The sequence below is a fragment of the Pseudomonas sp. CFII68 genome (assembly GCF_000416195.1).
Classification (GTDB): Bacteria; Pseudomonadota; Gammaproteobacteria; order Pseudomonadales; family Pseudomonadaceae; genus Aquipseudomonas; species Aquipseudomonas kilonensis.
Map to the genome: position 1 here is coordinate 13,310 of NZ_ATLN01000113.1, position 16,631 is coordinate 29,940.

Sequence of the window (16,631 nt, forward strand, 5' to 3'; positions counted from 1 at the left end):
GCATACTCGTGGCCTGATGACCTGGATCCCGTTATGCGCTTATTCGTCCCACTGACCCTGACCCTGCTGCTCACCGCCTGTGGCAACAGCGAATCGCCGCTGCCTCCCGACGCGCGCCTGCCCGACGGCGGCCGCTATCGCGGCGACCTGGTGGACGGGTTGCTGCAAGGCCAGGGGCGCATCGATTACCCCAATGGCAGCTGGTACGCCGGGCAGTTCGACAAAGGCCAGTGGCACGGCACCGGGGAATGGCATGGCAGCAATGGCGAGGTCTATCGCGGCCAACTCCAGCAAGGCCTGTTCCACGGCCAGGGCAGCCTGACCACACCGACCAGCAGCTACACTGGCGGCTTCAAGCTGGGGCGACGGGACGGTGAAGGGACGCTCAAGGAAAACGGCATGACCTACCGGGGCGAGTTCAAGGCCGACCGCTACACCGGCCTCGGACGCCTGGAACTCGACGACGGCAGCCAGTACCAGGGCCCGTTCGTCAACGGCAAGCCCAACGGCGAAGGCCAGCGCTTCGACGCCAGCGGCAACCAGTTCACCGGCCATTTTGTCGACGGGCAACTGCAAGGCAAGGGCACCTTCAACAGCGCCGATGGCGATGTCTACATCGGCGGCTTCAAGAACAACCAGCTCAACGGTCGCGGTCGCTACGAAAATGCCGACGGCGACGTCTGGATCGGCCAGTTCAAGGATGGCGCACTGACCGGCAAGGGCGAACTGATCGGTGCCGACGGCAGCCACTACCTCGGTCAATTCAATGATTGGCGCTTTACCGGCGAGGGCCGCCTGAACCTGCCCGACGGCAGTTTTTACGTCGGCCAGTTCGAAAGCGACAGCTACCATGGGCGCGGCACCCTGGTGCTGACCGATGGCACCGTGCAAAGCGGCACCTGGGCCAACGGCCAACGGGTGCGCGACGCGGACGGCAGGCTGCTGCCGGATGTCCTCGAACTCGGCCTGCTGGCCCAGGGCCGCCTGCTCGAGGACGCCCTGGCCAACATCCCGGCCTCGACCCCGGCGGTGGAGCTGTACAGCCTGACCCTGGGTGGCGACGGCAAGCAAAGCGTGTTCCTGCGCGAATCCGACTATGTCGCCAACATGCTCACCAGCCGTTTCGGCGCATTCGGCCAGATCCGCCTGGTGAACCACCGCGATCACCTCGGCGACCGGCCCATGGCCAGCCGCGAAAGCCTGCGCCGCGCCGCCGCCACCCTGGCCGAACGCAGTGGTCCGGAAGACTTGATTTTCATCTACCTGACCAGCCACGGCACCAGCGAACATGAACTGGTGCTCGACCAGCCGCGCATGGAACTGGCCGACCTGCCCGCCGATGAACTGGCCGTGGTCCTGGCGCCGCTGAAGAACCGCGACAAGATCGTGGTGATCTCGGCCTGTTATTCCGGCGGCTTCATCCCGGCGCTCAAGGATGAACGCACGCTGATCATGACCGCCTCCCGCGCCGACCGAGTGTCCTTCGGCTGCTCCGAGGAGGCCAACTTCACCTATTTCGGCGATGCGTTGTTCGCCCAGGCATTGAACCAGACCGACGACCTGGAGCAGGCCTTCAAGCGGGCCAAGGCCACCGTGGCCGAGCGCGAACAGGCCGACAATTTCGAAGCCTCCGAACCCCAGATGTGGGCGCCGAGGACGGTCCTTTCCCACTGGCAACTGCTGCGCAAACAGCAGGCACGTAAAGCATTGCAAAGTGCTGCATTGAACGACGAGGCGACAAAGAGCAACTAAGCTGAACCGTATCAAGGGGGAAACACTATGTACTTGACGCCTCAGCATGTTTTGCTCGCCGGTGCGACCGGGCTGACCGGGGAACACCTACTGGACCGGCTGCTCAACGAGCCAACCATCACTCGCGTCTTGGCGCCTTCACGCCGGCCACTGGCTGAACATCCACACTTGGAAAACCCGGTTGGGGAGCCGGCCCAGGTGCTGCCACAACTCAGTGGCCAGGTCGACATCGCCTTCTGCTGCCTCGGCACGACCATCAAGAAAGCCGGCTCCGAAGCAGCCTTCCGCGCGGTGGACCTGGACCTGGTGGTGACGTTTGCCAAGCGCGCCCGGGAACTGGGCGCACGGCACCTGGTGGTGATCAGCGCGCTGGGGGCCGACGCCAAGTCATCGATCTTCTACAACCGGGTCAAAGGTGAAATGGAGGCGGCACTCAAGGCCCAGGGCTGGCCGCAACTGACCATTTGCCGGCCTTCCCTGCTGCTGGGCGACCGCGTCGAACCGCGCCTGGCCGAGCAACTGGCCGGGCCCTTGTCCAAGTTGATCCCGGGCAAGTACCACGGCATCGAAGCCTGCCAACTGGCCCGCGCCATGTGGCGTCTGGCGCTGGAAGAGCAGGATGGGGTGCGGGTGGTGGAGTCGGATGAGTTGCGTAAGCTCGGCAAATAGTCATGTGGTGCCTAGTCGGACGCCTTCGCGAGCAAGCCCGCTCCCACATTCGACCGCATTCCTTCTGGAGGAACACGATCACCTGTGGGAGCGGGCTTGCTCGCGAAGGGCGCGCCACCAATCCAAAGCCAAGCACTTATTGTGGGTGCTACAACCCCCCAGTAGCCTGAAACCCCACACCTATCGCCGTAAACAACGACAACGGCAACAACAAGGTATCGAGCAGCGCACTGCCCGGCAGATCGAGACCCGGGTAACGCGGCGCCTCGGCACCAAAGCGGTCCTTGGCGCAGCAACCACCGTTGAGGGCGTACAGATCCAGGCGCGTGCCCGCATACACCACCGGCGCCCCCGGCTTGGCGGCGTCGAGGGTGCGGGCGGTGGCGCAGCCGGTCAGTTGCAGCGCCAGCAGCACGATCAGCAGCTTATTCATCACTGCTCAAATGGTGCTCGCCCCAACGAGGCAGCATGTCTTGAGGGATGTTCAGCAGATTGAGGATCCGCGCGACCACGAAATCGATCAGGTCATCAATGGTCTGCGGCTGGTGATAGAACCCCGGCGAGGCCGGCAGGATGCTCACGCCCATGTTCGACAGCTTGAGCATATGTTCCAGGTGAATACTCGAATACGGCGCTTCCCGCGGCACCAGGATCAACTGGCGGCGCTCCTTGAGCGTGACGTCCGCTGCCCGTTCGATCAGGTTGTTGCAGGCCCCGGTGGCAATCGCCGACAGCGTCCCGGTGGAACACGGCACCACCACCATGGCGGCCGGCGCGCCGGAGCCCGAGGCCACCGGCGACATCCAGTCTTCCTTGCCATACACGCGAATCTGCCCCGCCGCCGCACCGGTGTATTCGGTGAGGAAGGCCTGCATCATCTGGGTCTTGGCCGGCAGGGTCACGTCGGTCTCGGTGGCCATCACCAGTTGCGCGGCCTTGGAGATGAGGAAGTGCACCTCACGGTCTTCTCGCACCAGGCAATCGAGCAGGCGCAAGCCGTACTGGGCGCCGGACGCACCGGTCATTGCCAGCGTGATGCGTTCGGGGCCATTGCTCATTTCAGCGCCTCGGCGAGTTTGCCGTGCAGGCCACCGAAGCCGCCGTTGCTCATGATCACCACGTGGGTGCCGGGCTGGGCCTGGCTCTTCACGCGCTCGATGATGCCTTCCAGGGAATCGCTGACAATCGATGGCACCGTGCACAGCGCCGCAGTGGCGCCGAGGTCCCAGCCGAGGTTGGCCGGTGCGTACCAGATCACCTGGTCGGCATCGACCACGCTTTCCGGCAGGCCATCACGGTGCGCGCCGAGCTTCATGGAATTGGAACGCGGCTCGATGATCGCGATCAGCGGCGCGTCGCCGATGCGCTTGCGCAGCCCGTCGAGGGTGGTGGCGATGGCGGTCGGGTGGTGGGCGAAGTCGTCATAGATGGTGATGCCGCGCACTTCGGCGACCTTCTCCATCCGCCGCTTCACGCTCTTGAACGCGCTCAACGCGGCAATACCCATGGACGGCACCACGCCGACATGCCGGGCCGCCGCCAAAGTTGCCAGGGCGTTGGCGACGTTGTGCTGGCCGGTCATGTCCCACTCGACCACGCCTTGGGACACACCTTCGAACATGACTTCGAACTGCGAACCGTCATCCTTGAGCAACTTCACCTGCCACTGCCCACCCGCACCGGTGGTTTGCACCGGGGTCCAGCAACCCATCTCGATCACACGCTGCAAGGCCGGCTCGGTGGTCGGGTGAATCACCAGGCCCTCGCTGGGGATGATGCGCACCAAATGGTGGAACTGCCGCTCGATGGCCGGCAGATCGGGGAAAATGTCCGCATGATCGAACTCAAGGTTGTTGAGAATCGCGGTGCGGGGACGGTAGTGGACGAATTTCGAGCGCTTGTCGAAAAACGCGCTGTCGTATTCGTCGGCCTCGATCACGAAGAACGGCGTGCCACCCAGCCGCGCCGACACCGAGAAATTCTGCGGCACGCCACCGATCAGGAAGCCCGGGCTCATGCCCGCGTGCTCCAGGACCCAGGCGAGCATGCTGCTGGTGGTGGTCTTGCCGTGGGTACCGGCCACGGCCAGGACCCAACGGCCCTGCAACACGTGATCGGCCAGCCACTGCGGCCCGGACACGTACGGCAGGCCCTTATTGAGCACGTACTCCACCGCCGGGTTGCCACGGGACATGGCGTTGCCGATGACCACCAGGTCCGGCGCCGGGTCCAGTTGCGCCGGGTCATAACCTTGGGTCAGTTCGATGCCCTGAGCTTCCAGCTGAGTGCTCATCGGCGGGTAGACGTTGGCGTCGGAGCCGGTCACGTGATGACCCAGCTCCTTGGCCAGGACCGCCATCGAACCCATGAAAGTGCCGCAAATACCGAGAATATGGATGTGCATAGTCGACCTCGTAAACATGGCCGCAGGTTAGCGTAGGGAGGGGGAAATCGCACCTTGTGTTTGAGCCCCCGGTGCACAGACGGCCTTCTGTGGGAGCAAGGCTTGCCCGCGATAGCGGTGGATCAGCTTGCAGCGATATTGAATGTGCCGACGTCATCGCGAGCAAGCTCGCTCCCACAAATAAATGTACAAGCTGGCTTTTGTGGCGAGGGGATTTATCCCCGTTGGGCTGCGCAGCAGCCCTAAAGCAGTGAGCTCAATCTTACTGGCACGCCGAGTTACCTGGTTTAGGGGCTGCTGCGCAGCCCAGCGGGGATAAATCCCCTCGCCACAAAGGCAGTCAGTGCTTTATCGGGCAATCGCGTGTTTACGCAGCTTGCGGTAGAGGGTATTGCGGCTGATCCCCAGTTGTTCGGCGGTGTGGGTCATGTGCCAGCGCTGGCGCTCCAGCGCATCGAGCAACGCCAGGCGCTCGGCATCCGCCAGCGGCCGCTCCGCCATCGTTTCAACCAGCGCCATCGACGGACGCTGGCGGATCATGGCCGGCAAGTCCTCCAACCCGATCCGCCCGCCATCGCACAACGCAGCGAGGGTTCGCAGCACGTTGCGCAGTTGCCGCACGTTGCCCGGCCAGTCGAACGCCAGCAACGCCTGGCGCGCCGGTTCGTCGATGAGCACCGTCTCGGCCCCGCTCTCTTCCGCCAGCAAAAAATCCAGCAACTGCGACTTATCGCTGCGTTCGCGCAACGCCGGTAGTGGGATTTCCAGGCCGTTGAGGCGGTAGTACAAATCCTCACGAAAACTGCCGTCCTGCACCCGATCCAGCAACTGCCGGTGGGTGGCGCTGATGATGCGCACGTTCACCGCCTCGGGCTCGCCGCCGATGGGCACCACCTGGCGGTCTTCCAGTACCCGCAGCAAACGGGTCTGCAGGGCCAGGGGCATGTCGCCGATTTCATCGAGGAACAGCGTGCCGCCGTCGGCCTGTTGCAACTTGCCGCGCATGCCTTCCTTGCGCGCGCCGGTGAAGCTGCCGCCGCGATAGCCGAACAGCTCGCTCTCAATCAGGCTTTCCGGGATGGCCGCGCAGTTGAGGGCGACAAAATGCTTGCCGGCGCGCTGGCTGGCGTGGTGCACGGCCTTGGCAAACGCCTCCTTGCCGGAGCCGGTTTCGCCCTGGATCAGCAGCGGCACATCGCGCTCGAACACCCGCAGCGCCTTGCGAAAATGCTCCTGCAACGCCGCATCCCCCAGGCAGATGCCTGGCAGGCGGGCGGGCTCGATGGCCTTGAGCAGCGGCGCAACCGGCACCGGCACGCTGCGCGGCTGACCACGCAACACGGCGAACAAATGCCGACCGTCACGGGTGCGCAGCGGCCAGCTCGCACTGGCACTTACACTCGCGCGGCCAAGTAATTCGTCCAACGAACAGTCGAAAAAGTCCTCCACCCGCTGGCCCAGCAAGCTGCCGCGAATATGCCCCAAGAGGTTCAGCGCACTCTGGTTGACCGCGCTGATCCGTCCTTCGCCGTCGAACGCCATCAAGCCTTCGCTGAACAGCCCTACGGACTCGGCCTGCAAGTGGAAGCGCAGCAACCATTGATTGTCGAAGCAACGCAGGAAATAGCAGCTCTCGATCATCTTCGCCGAGAGATTGACCAGGGCCATGGTGTGGAACTGGCTCTGGCGCGACACGTCCGGCCGGGCCGAAGACACGTCGAGCACCGCCAGCAGCTCGCCCTGGGGGTCGAAGACCGGGCTGGCCGAGCAGGTCAGGCCGGTGTGGCGGCCGCGAAAATGTTCTTCCTGGTGGATGGTCAGGGCCTGGCGTTCCACCAGGCAGGTGCCGATGCCGTTGGTGCCTTCGCAGGCTTCGCTCCAATCGGCGCCGAGCCAGAGGCCGGCCCGTTCGAAAATCTTCCGTTCGCTGGGGGCGGTGACGCAGTTGAGGATCACGCCCCGGGCGTCGGTCAGCAGCACCGCGTGGCCAGCGCCGGAGAGTTGCTGGTGCAGGCTGGTCATTTCATTGCCGGCGATGTGCAGCACCTGCTGCAAGCGCTCGCGACTTTCCAGCACGCGGCCATGCTCGAGCACCGTCGGCGCCAGGTTCTGGGCCGGGTCGAGGTGATAGTCCTCGAGGCAGCGCAGCCAGGAACGGGCAATCGACGGATCGCTGCCAGGGCCCTGCAAATGGGCCTTGCCCTGGGTGACCGTCAGGACTTGCTGGGCATGGCGACTCAAATGGTTGCTGTGCATGTTCTTATTATTCTCCCCAAAGGTTGCGGCCTGCTGGAGCAACTGTCGAACCTGGCCCCTGTGGGAGCAAGGCTTGCCCGCGATGAACGATGACGCGCAGGTCAGTTGAACCGCGTCGAGGCTATCGCGGGCAAGCCTTGCTCCCACAGACCTTACCCCCACAGACCTTTGTTCCCGCAGGAGCTGTGCTGAATGTCCAGCATCCTCCAGCCCAACCACCTTTGCAATGCTGGCGCGACCTGCCGGTCACAGACTGTCTCGTATCTGGCACAAACTGTCACACCCCGCGTATCGCAACCGCGACACAGCCCCTCCGTTTGTCCGACCAACTCCTCCTAAAGTCTTGATTTACGGGCCCTGCAAGGCAATGGCCCGACCTTTGCTCTAGGCTTAAGTACCAGCGCGTTTTTGCGCGGCTCCCCAATAAGCACAAAAGCCAAGGAGAACTCATCATGCGTTACGCTCACCCCGGTACTGAAGGCGCTATCGTTTCGTTCAAGGCTAAATACGGTAACTACATCGGCGGCGAATTCGTCGCGCCTGTCAAAGGTCAGTACTTCACCAACACTTCCCCGGTCAATGGCCAGCCCATTGCCGAATTCCCGCGCTCCACGGCCGAAGACATCGAAAAAGCCCTGGACGCCGCCCACGCTGCCGCTGATGCCTGGGGTGCCACATCGGCCCAGGCGCGTTCGCTGGTCCTGTTGAAAATCGCCGACCGCATCGAAGCCAACCTCGAAGTGCTGGCGATCACCGAATCCTGGGACAACGGCAAGGCCGTGCGCGAAACCCTCAACGCCGACATCCCCCTGGCCGCCGACCACTTCCGCTACTTCGCCGGTTGCCTGCGGGCCCAGGAAGGCAGCGCCGCCGAGATCGACGGCAACACCGTGGCCTACCACATCCATGAACCGCTGGGCGTGGTCGGGCAGATCATCCCGTGGAACTTCCCGCTGCTGATGGCCGCCTGGAAACTCGCCCCGGCCCTGGCCGCCGGTAACTGCGTGGTGCTCAAGCCCGCCGAGCAAACCCCACTGGGCATCTGCGTGCTCATGGAACTGATCGGCGACCTGCTGCCGCCCGGCGTGCTAAACGTGGTGCAAGGTTTCGGCAAAGAAGCCGGCGAAGCCCTCGCCACCAGCAAGCGCATCGCCAAAATCGCCTTCACCGGTTCCACCCCGGTGGGCTCGCACATCATGAAATGCGCCGCCGAGAACATCATCCCGTCTACCGTAGAACTGGGCGGCAAGTCGCCGAACATCTTCTTCGAAGACATCATGCAAGCCGAGCCGAGCTTCATCGAGAAAGCCGCCGAAGGCCTGGTGCTGGCGTTCTTCAACCAGGGCGAAGTCTGCACCTGCCCATCCCGCGCGCTGGTGCAGGAGTCGATCTACGACGAATTCATGCAAGTGGTGATGAAGAAAGTCCTGCAGATCAAACGCGGCGACCCGCTAGACACCGAGACCATGGTCGGCGCCCAGGCGTCCGAGCAGCAATTCGACAAGATTCTTTCGTACCTGGAAATCGCCAAGGGCGAAGGCGCCGAGCTGCTGACCGGTGGCAAGGTGGAAAAACTCGAGGGCAACCTGGCGACCGGGTATTACATCCAGCCGACCCTGCTCAAGGGCACCAACAAAATGCGCGTGTTCCAGGAAGAAATCTTCGGCCCAGTGGTGAGCATCACCACCTTCAAGGACGAAGCCGAAGCCCTGGCGATCGCCAACGACACCGAGTTCGGCCTCGGCGCCGGCCTCTGGACCCGCGACATCAACCGCGCCTACCGCATGGGCCGGGCGATCAAGGCCGGTCGCGTCTGGACCAACTGCTACCACCTGTACCCGGCGCACGCCGCGTTCGGTGGCTACAAGAAGTCCGGCGTGGGTCGTGAGACGCACAAGATGATGCTCGACCATTACCAGCAGACCAAGAATTTGCTGGTGAGCTATGACATCAATCCGTTGGGGTTCTTCTAAGGAAACCGGGCGAGACAGGTTGTTCTGTTTCGCCCTTTAGATAGCTTTCGCGAGCAAGCCCGCTCCCACACAAGATTTGTGGATGGCGCTCCAGTTTCGGCTGGCCCAACTCTCCTGTGGGAGCGGGCTTGCTCGCGAAGGCGTCCTCACTCACACACAGAATCAATGCCCCACCGCTCTGGCATGAGCCTTGCGTGCCCGCTCCACAGCAATCCCGAAAGTCCAGCAGATCAAACAATAAAAAAGACAGAGAGGACTTATGACTTCTACCACTCAACTCAAACCCACACTCGGCACCCTGCATTTATGGGGCATCGCCGTCGGCCTGGTGATTTCCGGTGAATACTTCGGCTGGAGCTACGGCTGGGGCACCGCAGGGACCCTCGGGTTTCTCGTCACCGCCCTCATGGTGGCGTTGATGTACACCTGTTTCATCTTCAGTTTCACCGAACTGACCACCGCAATTCCTCACGCCGGCGGGCCTTTTGCCTACAGCCGACGGGCCTTTGGCGAGAAAGGCGGATTGATCGCCGGGATCGCCACCCTGATCGAATTCGTCTTTGCGCCCCCGGCCATCGCGATGGCGATTGGCGCCTACCTCAACGTGCAATTTCCCGAGCTGGACCCCAAGCTCGCGGCGGTCGGCGCGTACATCATATTTATGACCCTGAACATCCTCGGCGTCAGCATCGCCGCCGCGTTCGAGCTGGTGGTCACCGTGCTGGCGGTCGCCGAGTTGCTGGTGTTCATGGGCGTGGTCGCGCCGGGCTTCAGCTTCAGTAACTTCGTGCTCAACGGCTGGGCCGGCTCCAATGAGTTCAGCCTCGCCTCGATCCCGGGCATTTTCGCGGCGATCCCCTTCGCGATCTGGTTCTTCCTCGCCATCGAAGGCGCGGCCATGGCCGCCGAAGAAGCCAAGGACCCGAAACGCACGATTCCCCGCGCTTACGTCAGCGGCATCCTGACCCTGGTGTTCCTGGCCATCGGCGTGATGATCATGGCCGGCGGCGTGGGTGACTGGCGCCAACTGTCGAACATCAACGACCCGCTGCCCCAGGCCATGAAGGCCGTGGTCGGCAACGATTCAACGTGGATGCACATGCTGGTGTGGATCGGCCTGTTCGGCCTGGTGGCGAGTTTCCACGGGATCATCCTCGGCTACTCGCGGCAGTTCTTCGCCCTGGCCCGTGCCGGTTACCTGCCCCGTGGCCTGGCGAAACTGTCGCGCTTCCAGACCCCGCACCGGGCGATCCTGGCCGGCGGCGTCATCGGCATCGCGGCGATCTACAGCGATGGCCTGGTCAACCTGCAAGGCATGAGCCTGACGGCGGCGATGATCACCATGTCGGTGTTCGGCGCCATCGTGATGTACATCATCAGCATGCTCAGCCTGTTCAGATTACGTAAGACCGAACCGAACCTGGAACGCACCTTCCGCGCCCCGGGCTACCCGATCGTGCCGGGCATTGCGCTGTTCCTGGCGGTGGTGTGCCTGGTGGCGATGGCGTGGTTCAACACCGTGATCGGCCTGGTGTTCCTTGGCTTCATGATTGTCGGCTACCTGTATTTCCAACTGACCGCCAAGCAACGCTCCGATGCACCGGCGGACGCTATGCTCACAGGTATCTGAAGTTGCACCGGCACCGGGCCGAGGGCCTGGTGCCTGCCATATAGAAGTGCACGCAGTTCCCTTCCTGTGTAGGAAAACTCTTGGGAAGGGCTCTGTGGGAGGCTCTGTGGGAGGCTCTGTGGGAGGCTCTGTGGGAGGCTCTGTGGGAGCAAAGCTTGCTCGCGATAGCGGTGTATCAGTGGAGAATACTTCTCTGACACTCCGCTATCGCGAGCAAGCTTTGCTCCCACAAGGTTCTCCCACTGGGTTCTCCCACTGAGCTCTCTCACTGGGTTCTTCCACAGAGTTGGATCTGCGGCGTATTTGAGTATTTAGAGAACCAGGAGGACACCGCCCCATGGCCGCATTCGCCCATTCCGTCGGCGCCCAGACCTACCGCTTCGACAGCCTCAAAGACCTGATGGCCAAGGCCAGCCCGGCGCGTTCCGGGGATTTTTTGGCCGAGGTCGCGGCGCTCAACGATGGTGAGCGCGTGGCCGCGCAAATGGCGCTGGCCGACCTGCCCCTCAGCCATTTCCTGCAAGAAATGCTGATTCCTTACGAGGTCGACGAAGTCACCCGGCTGATCGTCGACACTCACGATAAACAAGCTTTCGCCACCGTCAGCCACCTCACCGTCGGCGGTTTTCGCGATTGGCTGCTCAGCGACGCCGCCGATGAACAGAGCCTGCGAGCGCTGGCCCCGGGACTGACACCGGAAATGGTCGCCGCCGTGTCGAAGATCATGCGCGTGCAAGACCTGGTGCTGGTGGCGCAGAAAATCCGCGTGGTGACCAAATTCCGCGGCACCCTCGGCCTGCGCGGGCGCCTGTCCACCCGCCTGCAACCCAATCACCCCACCGACGAACCGGCCGGCATCGCCGCGAGCATCCTCGACGGCCTGCTCTACGGCAACGGCGACGCCATGATCGGCATCAACCCGGCCACCGACAGCACCGCCTCGATCTGCGCGATGCTGGAAATGCTCGACGCCATCATCCAGCGCTACGACATCCCCACCCAAGGCTGCGTGCTGACCCACGTCACCACCTCCATCGAAGCAGCGAACCGCGGCGTGCCCCTGGACCTGGTGTTCCAGTCCATCGCCGGCACCGAAGCGGCCAACGCCAGTTTCGGCATCAGCCTGAGCGTCTTGAAAGAAGGCTACGACGCCGGGCTCAGCCTGAACCGCGGCACCTTGGGCAACAACCTGATGTATTTCGAAACCGGCCAGGGCAGCGCGCTGTCAGCCAACGCCCACCACGGTGTCGATCAACAGACCTGCGAGACCCGGGCCTACGCCGTGGCGCGACATTTCAACCCGTTCCTGGTGAACACGGTTGTAGGATTCATCGGCCCGGAGTACCTGTACAACGGCAAACAGATCATCCGCGCCGGCCTCGAAGACCACTTCTGCGGCAAGCTTCTGGGCGTGCCGATGGGCTGCGACATCTGCTACACCAACCACGCCGAAGCCGACCAGGACGACATGGACACCCTGCTGACCCTGCTGGGCGTGGCCGGGATCAACTTCATCATGGGCATCCCCGGCTCCGACGACATCATGCTCAACTACCAGACCACCTCGTTCCACGACGCCCTCTACGCCCGCCAGACCCTGGGCCTGAAGCCGGCGCCGGAATTCGAAACATGGCTGGCGAACATGGGCATCTTCACCCAGGCCGATGGCCGGGTGCGGTTCGGCGACAACCTGCCTCCGGCGTTTCGTCACGCCCTCGCGCATTTGGGATAAGTGAGCTGCCCATGGATAAATCACCTGTCGACCCACAAAACCCTTGGCTGAATCTGCGCAACCTCACCCCGGCGCGCATCGCCCTGGGGCGCACTGGCACCAGCCTGCCGACCTCGGCGCAACTGGATTTCCAGTTCGCCCACGCCCAGGCCCGCGATGCGGTGCACCTGGCGTTCGATCATCAGGGCATTCGCGCTCAACTGAGCGAGCGCGGCCGTGAGAGCCTGTTGCTCCACAGCGCGGCCAGCGACCGCAACAGTTATCTACAGCGCCCGGACCTGGGCCGACGGCTCGACGACGCCTCCGCGCAGGTCCTGCAGGATTACGCGGCGGCCCACCCTGGCGGCGTGGATCTGGCCATCGTCGTGGCGGATGGCCTGTCGGCGCTGGCGGTGCATCGCCATACCTTGCCGTTCCTGGCGCGGCTGGAAGAGCAGATCGCTGCTGACGGTTGGTCTGTGTCGCCAATAGTTTTAGTGGAGCAAGGCCGCGTCGCCGTAGCCGATGAAGTGGCGCAGCGGCTCGGCGCGAAAATGTCGGTGATCCTGATCGGCGAACGCCCCGGCCTCAGCTCCCCCGACAGCCTGGGGCTGTATTTCACCTACGCGCCCAAGGTCGGCCTGACCGATGCGTATCGCAACTGCATCTCCAATGTCCGCCTCGAAGGCCTGAGCTACGGCATGGCCGCCCACCGCCTGATCTACCTGATGCGCGAAGCCTGTCGCCGCCAGCTTTCAGGGGTCAATCTGAAGGACGAAGCCCAGGTTCACACTCTGGATTCGGAAAACGCTGCCGATATGAAAGGTAATTTCCTACTGGCGCCGCCCCGAAACTGATCCGTTTATCCGATTGCGTTTTTGATCCGCTTTCAGGCAGCATCAAAAGCACGGCAGCGCGACATTGTTGTCTGAATATCTGTCGACCTTTGCAGACGAGACCTACCATGCGGATTATCCAAGCGACCCTGGAACACCTGGACCTGCTGACCCCATTGTTCGTCAAATACCGGGAATTCTACGGCTCCCTGCCCTACCCGGATTCGTCCCGAGCCTTCCTCGAAAAACGCCTGCGCCGCAAGGAGTCGGTGATTTACCTGGCCTTGCCTGATGATGACGACAGCAAATTGCTGGGCTTCTGCCAGCTCTACCCAAGCTTCTCGTCGCTGTCACTCAAGCGCGTGTGGATCCTCAACGACATCTACGTCGCCGAAGACGCCCGCCGCCAGCTGGTGGCCGACAACCTGATTCGCACCGCGAAAAAAATGGCCAAGGAAACCAACGCCGTACGCATGCGCGTCTCCACCAGCAGCAACAACGAAGTGGCGCAGAAGACCTACGAGTCGATTGGGTTCAAGGAAGACACCGAGTTCAAGAACTACGTGTTGCCGATCAGCGACGGGATCTGAGCCGTTCGGAGCAATGATCGAAGAGCGCCAAAAGTAACCATCAGACCTGTGGGAGCAAAGCTTGCTCGCGAGGCGGCCCACCAGCCAGCCTGATTCTCCCGCTCATACACCCGTCAGACCTGTGGGAGCAAAGCTTGCTCGCGAGGCGGCCCACCAGCCAGCCTGATTCTCCCGCTCATACACCCGTCAGACCTGTGGGAGCAAAGCTTGCTCGCGAGGCGGCCCACCAGCCAGCCTGATTCTCCCGCTCATACACCCGTCAGACCTGTGGGAGCAAAGCTTGCTCGCGAGGCGGCCCACCAGCCAGCCTGATTCTCCCGCTCATACACCCGTCAGACCTGTGGGAGCAAAGCTTGCTCGCGAGGCGGCCTGACAGCCGGCCTGGCTCTCCCAGTCGTACCCGATCTCATTGTGGGAGCGAGCTTGCTCGCGAAAGCAGTAGTTCAGTTGCCTCAATGTTGAATGGACCGCCATCTTCGCGAGCAAGCCCACTCCCACAAAGAGCTCCACCGCCCACAAAACCACCGAAATCCCCCGCTACAAACTCAACACGCGCTTCACAATCCTCGCCGTATAATGCCGCTCTTCCCGGCTTGTAAGAAAAAGCTACACACTCTGTAGCCATACTCAAAGCCAGTCCCACAAGCCTGCCGAGTCGGGCCGCCACCACAGGTGCTTTGCATGGATTTCAACCCCCTCGACCTCATTCTGCATCTCGACGTCTACCTCGACATGCTGGTGACCAACTACGGGACCTGGATCTACGCCATCCTGTTCCTGGTGATCTTCTGTGAAACCGGCCTGGTGGTCACACCCTTCCTGCCGGGCGACTCCCTGCTGTTCATCGCCGGCGCCGTAGCCGCCGGTGGCGCCATGGACCCAGTCCTACTGGGCGGCCTGCTGATGCTCGCGGCCATCCTCGGCGACAGCACCAACTACCTCATCGGCCGCACCGCTGGCGAAAAACTGTTCAGCAACCCCGACTCGAAAATCTTCCGCCGCGACTACCTGCAGCAAACCCACGACTTCTACGACAAACACGGCGGCAAAACCGTGACCTTGGCGCGCTTCCTCCCAATCATCCGCACCTTCGCGCCCTTCGTCGCCGGCGTCGGCAAAATGCCTTACGCACGCTTCTTCGGCTTCAGCGTCCTCGGCACCGTCCTCTGGGTCGGCGGCCTGGTGACCCTCGGCTACTTCTTCGGCAACGTGCCCTTCATCAAGCAGAACCTGTCGCTGCTGGTCGTCGGCATCATCCTGCTGTCGCTGCTGCCGATGATCATCAGCCTGGTGCGCAGCAAACTGAGCCAGCGCGCCTCGAAAGCCCACCCGCGCTGATCGCCATGTGGTCCCTGAGCAACTGGCGCCGTCGACGCACCCTCGCCAAACACCCCGTGGCCGAGGACACCTGGCAGCGGGTGCGCCAGCAATTGAGCTTCCTCGACGGCATCAGCGCCGCCGAGGACCAATGGCTGCGGGAAGCCTGCGTCCTGTTCCTGCACGATAAACACCTCAGCGCCCTGCCCGGCGTCGAACTGCACCAGGAACAACGCCTGCTGCTCGCCGCCCAGGCCCAATTGCCGTTGATGCACCTGGGCGAACTGAACTGGTACCAGGGCTTCCACGAAATCGTCCTCTACCCCGACGACTTCCTCAGCCCCCAGCGCTACCGCGACGCCAGCGGCATCGAGCACGAGTGGGACGGCGAACACAGCGGCGAAGCCTGGCCCCAAGGCCCGATCATCCTGGCCTGGGACGGCGTGATGGCCAGCGGCGGCTGGGACGGCTACAACCTGGTGATCCACGAACTGGCGCACAAACTCGACATGCTCAACGGCGACGCCAACGGCCTGCCACCGCTGCACGCCGACATGCGCGTCAGCGACTGGGCCGAAGCCATGCAACAAGCCTTCGACGACCTCGACCGCCAACTCGACCACAACCCCGACGCAGAAACCGTCATCGACCCCTACGCCGCCGAAAACCCGGCGGAGTTCTTTGCCGTCACCAGCGAATACTTCTTCAGCGCCCCAGACCTGCTGCACCAGGCCTATCCACGGGTGTACGAACAGCTCAAGGCGTTCTACCGCCAGGATCCATTGGCCCGGTTGCGGCAACTTCAGGCCGAAGATCCGGTCTATCAGGCGTCATACTAAGGTCTCTACGACCCTGGTAACGTGGCAACAGCGGCTGAATATGCCTATAATCGCCGCCACTTTTTGGTCAATCCGACCAGTCATTTGGTCAACTAACGGGGGCACCGCCCAATGAGCTACAGCAAGATTCCGGCTGGCAAAGACCTGCCGAACGACATCTACGTCGCGATCGAAATCCCGGCCAACCACGCCCCGATCAAATACGAAATCGACAAAGACAGCGACTGCCTGTTCGTTGACCGTTTCATGGCCACCCCCATGTTCTACCCGGCCAACTACGGTTACATCCCCAACACCCTGGCCGACGACGGCGACCCCCTCGACGTGCTGGTCGTGACCCCTTACCCAGTGGCCCCAGGCTCGGTCATCCGCGCCCGTCCAGTTGGCATCCTGAACATGACCGACGACGGCGGCGGCGATGCCAAAGTCATCGCAGTGCCACACGACAAACTGTCGCAACTGTACGTCGACGTGAAGGAATACACCGACCTGCCACCGCTGCTGATCCAGCAGATCGAGCACTTCTTCGCGAACTACAAAGATCTCGAAAAAGGCAAGTGGGTCAAGATCGAAGGCTGGGCCGGTGCAGACGCCGCCCGCGAAGCGATCATCAAGTCGGCTGCCGCCTACAAAGGCTGAAGCAAACTTTAAAAA

14 protein-coding genes are annotated in these 16,631 nt (G+C 62.7%); 10 read left to right on the forward strand and 4 right to left on the reverse strand.

Annotated features, from left to right (window positions below; all coding sequences use genetic code 11):
* The first annotated feature begins 33 nt into the window (after positions 1-33).
* Together CFII68_RS06735 and CFII68_RS06730 are read left to right on the forward strand one after the other, a co-directional pair.
* The gene (locus tag CFII68_RS06735) at positions 34-1,752 is read left to right on the forward strand and encodes a C13 family peptidase (RefSeq protein WP_018611238.1); all 1,719 of its coding nucleotides are present in this window, start codon (positions 34-36) and stop codon (positions 1,750-1,752) included.
* Between the two features lie 27 nt (positions 1,753-1,779).
* The gene (locus CFII68_RS06730) at positions 1,780-2,421 is read left to right on the forward strand and encodes an oxidoreductase (RefSeq protein WP_018611240.1); all 642 of its coding nucleotides are present in this window, start codon (positions 1,780-1,782) and stop codon (positions 2,419-2,421) included.
* Between the two features lie 148 nt (positions 2,422-2,569).
* Here CFII68_RS06730 and CFII68_RS06725 read toward each other — a convergent pair whose 3' ends face one another.
* The 4 genes from CFII68_RS06725 to CFII68_RS06710 all read right to left on the reverse strand — a co-directional run bounded on the left by CFII68_RS06725 (position 2,570) and on the right by CFII68_RS06710 (position 7,081).
* Positions 2,570-2,854, reverse strand: a complete 285-nt coding sequence (locus CFII68_RS06725) for a YceK/YidQ family lipoprotein (protein WP_018611242.1) — start codon at positions 2,852-2,854, stop codon at positions 2,570-2,572.
* On the reverse strand, positions 2,847-3,479 hold the full coding sequence (gene ubiX, locus CFII68_RS06720; RefSeq protein WP_003205914.1) for a flavin prenyltransferase UbiX: 633 nt from the start codon (positions 3,477-3,479) through the stop codon (positions 2,847-2,849). Before ubiX ends, CFII68_RS06725 begins: the two co-directional genes overlap by 8 nt.
* Complete coding sequence (mpl, locus tag CFII68_RS06715; RefSeq protein ID WP_018611245.1) at positions 3,476-4,825, reverse strand: UDP-N-acetylmuramate:L-alanyl-gamma-D-glutamyl-meso-diaminopimelate ligase; 1,350 nt, start codon at positions 4,823-4,825, stop codon at positions 3,476-3,478. Before mpl ends, ubiX begins: the two co-directional genes overlap by 4 nt.
* Before the next feature lie 348 nt (positions 4,826-5,173).
* Positions 5,174-7,081: a sigma-54-dependent Fis family transcriptional regulator gene (locus CFII68_RS06710; protein WP_018611247.1), complete on the reverse strand. Its 1,908-nt coding sequence runs from the start codon at positions 7,079-7,081 to the stop codon at positions 5,174-5,176.
* A gap of 452 nt (positions 7,082-7,533) precedes the next feature.
* Here CFII68_RS06710 and CFII68_RS06705 point away from each other — a divergent pair, with 452 nt between their 5' ends.
* From CFII68_RS06705 to ppa, 8 genes are all read left to right on the forward strand, one after another.
* Positions 7,534-9,054: an aldehyde dehydrogenase family protein gene (locus CFII68_RS06705; RefSeq protein WP_018611249.1), complete on the forward strand. Its 1,521-nt coding sequence runs from the start codon at positions 7,534-7,536 to the stop codon at positions 9,052-9,054.
* A gap of 259 nt (positions 9,055-9,313) precedes the next feature.
* Positions 9,314-10,684, forward strand: a complete 1,371-nt coding sequence (gene eat, locus CFII68_RS06700; RefSeq protein WP_018611251.1) for an ethanolamine permease — start codon at positions 9,314-9,316, stop codon at positions 10,682-10,684.
* 337 nt (positions 10,685-11,021) lie between these two features.
* The gene (locus CFII68_RS06695) at positions 11,022-12,416 is read left to right on the forward strand and encodes an ethanolamine ammonia-lyase subunit EutB (RefSeq protein ID WP_003205921.1); all 1,395 of its coding nucleotides are present in this window, start codon (positions 11,022-11,024) and stop codon (positions 12,414-12,416) included.
* Between the two features lie 11 nt (positions 12,417-12,427).
* Positions 12,428-13,252, forward strand: a complete 825-nt coding sequence (gene eutC, locus CFII68_RS06690) for an ethanolamine ammonia-lyase subunit EutC (protein ID WP_018611255.1) — start codon at positions 12,428-12,430, stop codon at positions 13,250-13,252.
* A gap of 107 nt (positions 13,253-13,359) precedes the next feature.
* The gene (locus tag CFII68_RS06685) at positions 13,360-13,821 is read left to right on the forward strand and encodes an N-acetyltransferase (protein ID WP_018611257.1); all 462 of its coding nucleotides are present in this window, start codon (positions 13,360-13,362) and stop codon (positions 13,819-13,821) included.
* 681 nt (positions 13,822-14,502) lie between these two features.
* Complete coding sequence (locus tag CFII68_RS06680) at positions 14,503-15,159, forward strand: DedA family protein (protein WP_018611260.1); 657 nt, start codon at positions 14,503-14,505, stop codon at positions 15,157-15,159.
* Positions 15,160-15,164: 5 nt separating this feature from the next.
* Complete coding sequence (locus tag CFII68_RS06675) at positions 15,165-15,977, forward strand: zinc-dependent peptidase (protein WP_018611262.1); 813 nt, start codon at positions 15,165-15,167, stop codon at positions 15,975-15,977.
* A 111-nt stretch (positions 15,978-16,088) separates the two neighbouring features.
* Positions 16,089-16,616 (forward strand): inorganic diphosphatase, encoded by a 528-nt coding sequence (gene ppa, locus CFII68_RS06670; RefSeq protein WP_018611265.1) that lies wholly within the window; start codon positions 16,089-16,091, stop codon positions 16,614-16,616.
* Positions 16,617-16,631: the final 15 nt, after the last annotated feature.

Bases quoted from the DNA above. Each gene is read 5' to 3' on its own strand.
- CFII68_RS06725 (WP_018611242.1), bottom strand. From the start codon at position 2,854: ATGAATAAGCTGCTGATCGTGCTGCTGGCGCTGCAACTGACCGGCTGC.
- mpl (WP_018611245.1), bottom strand. From the start codon at position 4,825: ATGCACATCCATATTCTCGGTATTTGCGGCACTTTCATGGGTTCGATG.
- CFII68_RS06675 (WP_018611262.1), top strand. From the start codon at position 15,165: ATGTGGTCCCTGAGCAACTGGCGCCGTCGACGCACCCTCGCCAAACAC.
- CFII68_RS06695 (WP_003205921.1), top strand. From the start codon at position 11,022: ATGGCCGCATTCGCCCATTCCGTCGGCGCCCAGACCTACCGCTTCGAC.
- ubiX (WP_003205914.1), bottom strand. From the start codon at position 3,479: ATGAGCAATGGCCCCGAACGCATCACGCTGGCAATGACCGGTGCGTCC.
- CFII68_RS06710 (WP_018611247.1), bottom strand. From the start codon at position 7,081: ATGCACAGCAACCATTTGAGTCGCCATGCCCAGCAAGTCCTGACGGTC.
- CFII68_RS06705 (WP_018611249.1), top strand. From the start codon at position 7,534: ATGCGTTACGCTCACCCCGGTACTGAAGGCGCTATCGTTTCGTTCAAG.
- CFII68_RS06735 (WP_018611238.1), top strand. From the start codon at position 34: ATGCGCTTATTCGTCCCACTGACCCTGACCCTGCTGCTCACCGCCTGT.
- ppa (WP_018611265.1), top strand. From the start codon at position 16,089: ATGAGCTACAGCAAGATTCCGGCTGGCAAAGACCTGCCGAACGACATC.
- eat (WP_018611251.1), top strand. From the start codon at position 9,314: ATGACTTCTACCACTCAACTCAAACCCACACTCGGCACCCTGCATTTA.
- CFII68_RS06680 (WP_018611260.1), top strand. From the start codon at position 14,503: ATGGATTTCAACCCCCTCGACCTCATTCTGCATCTCGACGTCTACCTC.
- CFII68_RS06685 (WP_018611257.1), top strand. From the start codon at position 13,360: ATGCGGATTATCCAAGCGACCCTGGAACACCTGGACCTGCTGACCCCA.
- CFII68_RS06730 (WP_018611240.1), top strand. From the start codon at position 1,780: ATGTACTTGACGCCTCAGCATGTTTTGCTCGCCGGTGCGACCGGGCTG.
- eutC (WP_018611255.1), top strand. From the start codon at position 12,428: ATGGATAAATCACCTGTCGACCCACAAAACCCTTGGCTGAATCTGCGC.